The organism is Macromonas bipunctata, from assembly GCF_002837135.1.
In the GTDB taxonomy this organism is placed as follows: domain Bacteria; phylum Pseudomonadota; class Gammaproteobacteria; order Burkholderiales; family Burkholderiaceae_C; genus Macromonas_A; species Macromonas_A bipunctata.
The window spans coordinates 1-5018 of record NZ_NWBQ01000039.1 but is presented as its reverse complement, the minus strand read 5'-3'; the positions used below and the strand labels follow the sequence as shown (position 1 = coordinate 5018).

At 56.2% G+C, this 5018-nt stretch carries 4 protein-coding genes; 3 read left to right on the top strand and 1 reads right to left on the bottom strand.

Annotated features, from left to right (window positions below):
• Positions 1-40 precede the first annotated feature (40 nt).
• The 3 genes from CON76_RS12810 (at position 41) to CON76_RS06140 (ending at position 3357) form a co-directional block, all read left to right on the top strand.
• The gene (locus tag CON76_RS12810) at positions 41-622 is read left to right on the top strand and encodes a hypothetical protein (protein ID WP_145995355.1); all 582 of its coding nucleotides are present in this window, start codon (positions 41-43) and stop codon (positions 620-622) included.
• A gap of 855 nt (positions 623-1477) precedes the next feature.
• Positions 1478-2569: a hypothetical protein gene (locus tag CON76_RS06145; protein ID WP_145995354.1), complete on the top strand. Its 1092-nt coding sequence runs from the start codon at positions 1478-1480 to the stop codon at positions 2567-2569.
• A 161-nt stretch (positions 2570-2730) separates the two neighbouring features.
• Positions 2731-3357: a DNA-binding protein gene (locus CON76_RS06140; protein ID WP_101050135.1), complete on the top strand. Its 627-nt coding sequence runs from the start codon at positions 2731-2733 to the stop codon at positions 3355-3357.
• A gap of 120 nt (positions 3358-3477) precedes the next feature.
• Here the strand turns inward: CON76_RS06140 and CON76_RS06135 are convergent, their stop codons facing one another.
• Positions 3478-4779: a protein rep gene (locus tag CON76_RS06135; RefSeq protein WP_145995353.1), complete on the bottom strand. Its 1302-nt coding sequence runs from the start codon at positions 4777-4779 to the stop codon at positions 3478-3480.
• Between the last annotated feature and the right edge of the window lie 239 nt (positions 4780-5018).

Sequence of the window (5018 nt, the reverse complement as noted above, 5' to 3'; positions counted from 1 at the left end):
ATGATAAAAGTAAAAAATTTAATAAATGAAGGAGGAGCTCATGGAAAAATTAAAAAAACCTGGATTATCTGTAATGCAAATAATCTTTTTTCTATTTATTGGGTTAGGCACAATTGCTTATATGGCCAATGAAGACAGAAAAGAAGAAAAAGCTGCAAGAGAAAAAGCAGAAAAAGAAGAAATTAGGCGTAAGGAAAGAGAGGCAGCAAAAGAAAAATGGGAGGCGGAAGCTCCCATGAGAGAAGAAGCTGCTAAAAGAAGAGCCGAAGAACGCGAAAAGCGTGAGCTAGCGGAAAGACTCATGGTAGAGAAAGAAGCTGCTCGCCAACTAGCCTTAGTACTGCAAAAATTTGATGATGCCAATTTGCTTGCATCCAGCACGCCCAGAATAGCTCTTGCGGGACCCATACAAAATCTACAACAAATCAACAGAGAATTACAATTAACATCGGTAACTCCGTGCTTGAGTCAAGCAAAATCAGATTTTTACCAAGGGATTTCGTACACAATCAAAAGGTACCTTGCGTTCATGCGACAAGAAGAAGAAGGAAGTTATGCAAGAAGCGCTGATGGTTTTATAAAGTCTGGGATGCAACAAACGAAATTTTGCATCTCAAAGTAAGTAGCTAAGTAGCAGATACACAAACGGGAGCCGGTGAGCCGAAGCCAGGAGTAGGAGCTTGCGACTTGCTGGCTGAGTGCTCATCCGGGGCGCAGCCCAGTGCCGTCAGGCACTGCGGGAGCCGCTGCAACAGGCCAGACGAACAAACCGGAAACCGCAGGTTTCAGGTTCGGCTGGAGCTGGTGCAGTGGGGCAAGGGACGAGGATTTGCAGTGAGCTTGCGAACGAAAAACCGCAGGAGCGCAGCACGGGTTTGGGCAGCAGCCCAAGCGGTGCAGGTGGCAAACCTGCTGGGGGAGCCGCTGAGTTTTGACCGACAAATTGGAGCGTCAGCGACTGGTCGGGCAAAAGCTCAGTGGGGGCAACGCCCGCGCTCCCTCCCACCCTCGGAGAGGGGCGGGCACCCGGAATTGTCCGAAGGAGCCGAACTTGTTCGGAGCCGCGCACTTGGGCGCGTGCCTATTACGGGTGCCCGCCCGTCGTAGACGGCACGCAGTGCAGCCAAAGGCTGGCGGGAGCGCCCACGAGACCACCGCAGGGGGTCGCTGTAGTCCGACCATATTGGTCGGGCGTGAAGGCAAGTGCGGCAAGGAGTCCGTAGGACGACCCAGCACGCGCAGCTGTTCGACCTCAGGGGAGAGCAGCGTAGCCACGAGCCATCCTCAGGATGGCGCTGTAGTCCGGCTGGCCGGACGTGAAGTAGCTGCCAAAAGCTAGGGGGTATGACCTTGCCGACGGGGATGAGCCGATCCTCAGTGTTCCAGGCGGTATTCCGGGCCAAAACTGTTACAAACTTTTACACGCCATCAAGCGCAATATCGGCCTGGAATACGCCGGTCAGTAGCTATACCTGGGATGCAAAAACAACTTTCATCCCAAATTCCGCCGCGGTTGGATGCCAACGAGCACGCTGCCACGGCACTTCACTTCATCGCCAGGTTCGGTTGGCTCAGGGCCATCGAGCTTGGACGCTTCGTGTATCCGAACGATACGCATGGGCGCAAGTACGCTGAGAAGCTGCTTCGGAAGCTGGTGCAGCTGCGTTACGTGCTCCCGCGCAAACTCCCAGGTGTCGGCGCAGGTAGCGCCTACGTGGTCGCCGCGCGAGGTGCCGCTTGGCTCAACGCCAATGCGGTCGGCTCGAACGAACGCAACGCACACGCAGAGGAAGACGATTACTACCGCGATGGCACCAACTGGGGCCGCAGCGATAAGAACGGCGTCTGGTCGCCGCCGCTGTCCTGGGAGCATGACCTGTTGGCTACGGGTGTGTTGAGTCTTTTTTGGCAACAGGGTGCCGTGGACGTGGTGTCCGAACGCGAGCTGCTGCGGATGGTGCCCAACGCCAGCAAACACGCCGATGGCCTGGCGGTCACGAAAGACCAGCACGGTCGGCTGCAAACGGTGTGGCTTGAGGTGGAGCGCAGCCGCAAGAGTGGCGAGAACTTGAACGCGATGCTCAAGGCCATCGTCGCAGCGCAACGCGGTACGCCCGTCACGGATTACCCAGGCCTTCCACCCGTGAGGCACGGAATGATTGCGGTTCCGGAGATGTGCCAAGACGAGCGTGGCTACTCACTCAACCACCAACAACGCATCCTCAACCGGCTCACCAAGATAGGTGTGAAGTCCGACACCAATATCAACTTCGTACTCATGCAGCTCAAGCACGTCACGGTCGAGGGCATCCGTTTCGCGACGATCGTCGCGAAAGCCGACGAAGCATTCAGGCGAGCAGATGAGCCAGCAGGCGCACCAGCAGACAAGCTGGAGTACGAGGAGACGAATGAAGAAGCGAACGACCTTGCGTACCAACAAGAGCACGGTACGGCATACAACACGGCACAACCAGCAACGGATGATGAGGCAGAAGCCGCACCAGAACCCACAGGCTTAACAGGGCGCGTTTGGCAGTTCGTCAAGGCAAAGGTCACTTCCGCGAACTGACATCCACTCAGGCCAACGTCACTGGTTACGCGCCTGCGGCGCTACATGGGGCAAGCCCCATACCCCAACTCCACTTGGCAACAACAGTGTGTAGGGTTGTAGTGTTGTATTTGTAAAATTTACACTACAATACAACATACAAACATTACAGGAGTCCGTACATGGCCATCACTACAAACGACATACATACCGCTGCGAATACGCTGGTCGCACGCGGCAAGAAACCCACATTGGCTGCTATCCGCGCTGAGCTGGGCACAGGCAGCTTTTCGACCATCGGTGAGGGTATCAAGACGTGGAAACAGCAGCAGGTAGAGCAAGCACCTGCGGTTACAGCACCTGAGGCTGTGGCACAGCGTGCCGCTGAGCTGGCCGTGCAGGTGTGGGTTGTAGCTCAAGAGGAAGCCGAACAACGTATGCAACTTGAACGGGCAGCGATGGAGCAACAGCGGCAAGAACTGGAAAATGCCCGGGCAGAAGCCATGGAAGCTGCCGATTCGGCTGTGACGGCGCAGGAAGCGTTGCAGCAACAATTGGAGGCCACGAAAGGCAAGTACGCTGCCGTACAGCAGCAAGTGGCGGTACTACAAGCGCAACTTGCGGAGACAGTTGCACGGGCAGAACGGGCCGAAGTCTTGGCCAAGACTGCGCGGGCGGCAGAAACTGAGGCGCGCGAGGTTGCAGCAGAGCTACGTGGCCGTCTGGAAGCCGTAGAAAGAGCGCAGGCAAAGGCCATCGAGCAAGGTCAAGGTGCAGCTGGCGCGCAAATGTCTTTGGAAACCCCATAAAACGCCCAGATAAGGGCGTGGCAGGTACTCCCCTACCTGCAGAACCGGATCGGTTCTGCAGGAATGGAGCCAAGACAGTAATCGGCGACTAGAAAACGCCATCGGCAGGCCGCCGAGGTGTCAACACAGCAGGATTTCTCGGACTTCGACCAGCAAACCCGGCGGAATGACAGTGCCGGTGTGTGCGCCTTCGATAACATCGAGGAAGCGTGTGACCTCGTACCAGGAACGCTTGGCCGCAATTTCGAGCACGAGACCGCGGGCATCCACCTTCAACACGTCGCGCCACTGCTCATAGGTCAGGTAACCCATGAGCTCGGCTTCTTCTTCCGCACGCTCAACAAGCTGTTCGTCGCTCACATCTTCGACGGCGAGAGCCTTCTTGAGACCCTTGCTCCATACCAGTTGACGCTTGCCCTTGAAGGCGTGGGCAAACTCGCGGAACAGCGCTGCGGCTTGCTTGTCGGAGCTGTCCTCGGCCACAGCACGCAAGAAGTCAAACGGTGTCTCACCACCTGCACGGCCTTTCTTGAGGTGAGCCTTGGTCATTTCGTCCTGAAGACCCCACTTCGTGACGTAATTGGATGCCTTCTTGCCGTTGTCCAGCTTGAGGCCATGCTGGAAGCTGGGCGTACCAAGACCAGCGTACTCACAAGCCTTGACCCACACCTCATACAAGGCAAGCTGCCACTGGTAACGCTGGTGCAGGGTAGAAGCCTTTGCATCTGCTCCTACGCCCGTGAAAAGCAGGATGTGGAAGTGTGGGTGCCAACCGTTGTTACGGAGGCTTTTACGGCCGTGTGTGACCTCCAAAGCACGAACCTGACCCAAGTAGCCCATCTCAACCAGAACGCCCTTGGTGACGCGGTCGTTCCAAAACCTTTTGAGTGCCTTTGCCTGCTGGTCGAGCAGCTCCTTGAGCACGTCGCCACGCTGGTGAGGAACCGTCAGCGTCAACAAGTGAACGTTGCCACCGTTAGCCTGATGAACGCACATCGCCGACAAAAGCTCGGCACGTCTGCGCTCGGAAATCTTGGCTGAACACACTGGGCACTCCCAAACGGAGGAGCAAGTCTGCAAACCTGTGTAGTGAGCCGTGCCGTACTCGTTGACCTTCCAAATCTTGATTTCCTGGTTGTGAGCACGCAACCTCAGGCACTTGGCCATGCGGCTGTCGGGGATGATGGCAGCAGCCACGTTCTGCAGCTTGAAGCGTTGCGCCTTCACTGCCATCGGGTCAAAACCAGCGGAAGCGCTGGGAACCGTTGGGCTGTGTACCGATTTCGCATGTGTACCAAGGGGCGCTCCCGCGCCCTGACCACCACGCTGCGGCTGCACTACAGCAGCGTCCTGCACACGGTCGTCCTTGTGCCCCCGTCCAGTTTTGGAGGGGAGAACAGTCTTTTTGCTGAGGTTATTCACGATACGCCTTGAGCAAGTGGGCTCTGGCGCGTAAAATCGGTCTAGATTTCATGGCCCGCTGATTTCGGGTTAATGAACATCAGATGTCGGGGCATCCTACCTCCTCGACACTGACACGAGGCCCGCCATGTGCGGGCTTTGTTGTTTCTGCGTGATGTAAAGTGTAACCTTACCCGGAAGACATCGAAAGAAGATGCGTCAATTTTCTTTCGAAAACTTGGTCACGTATGGAAAGTTGG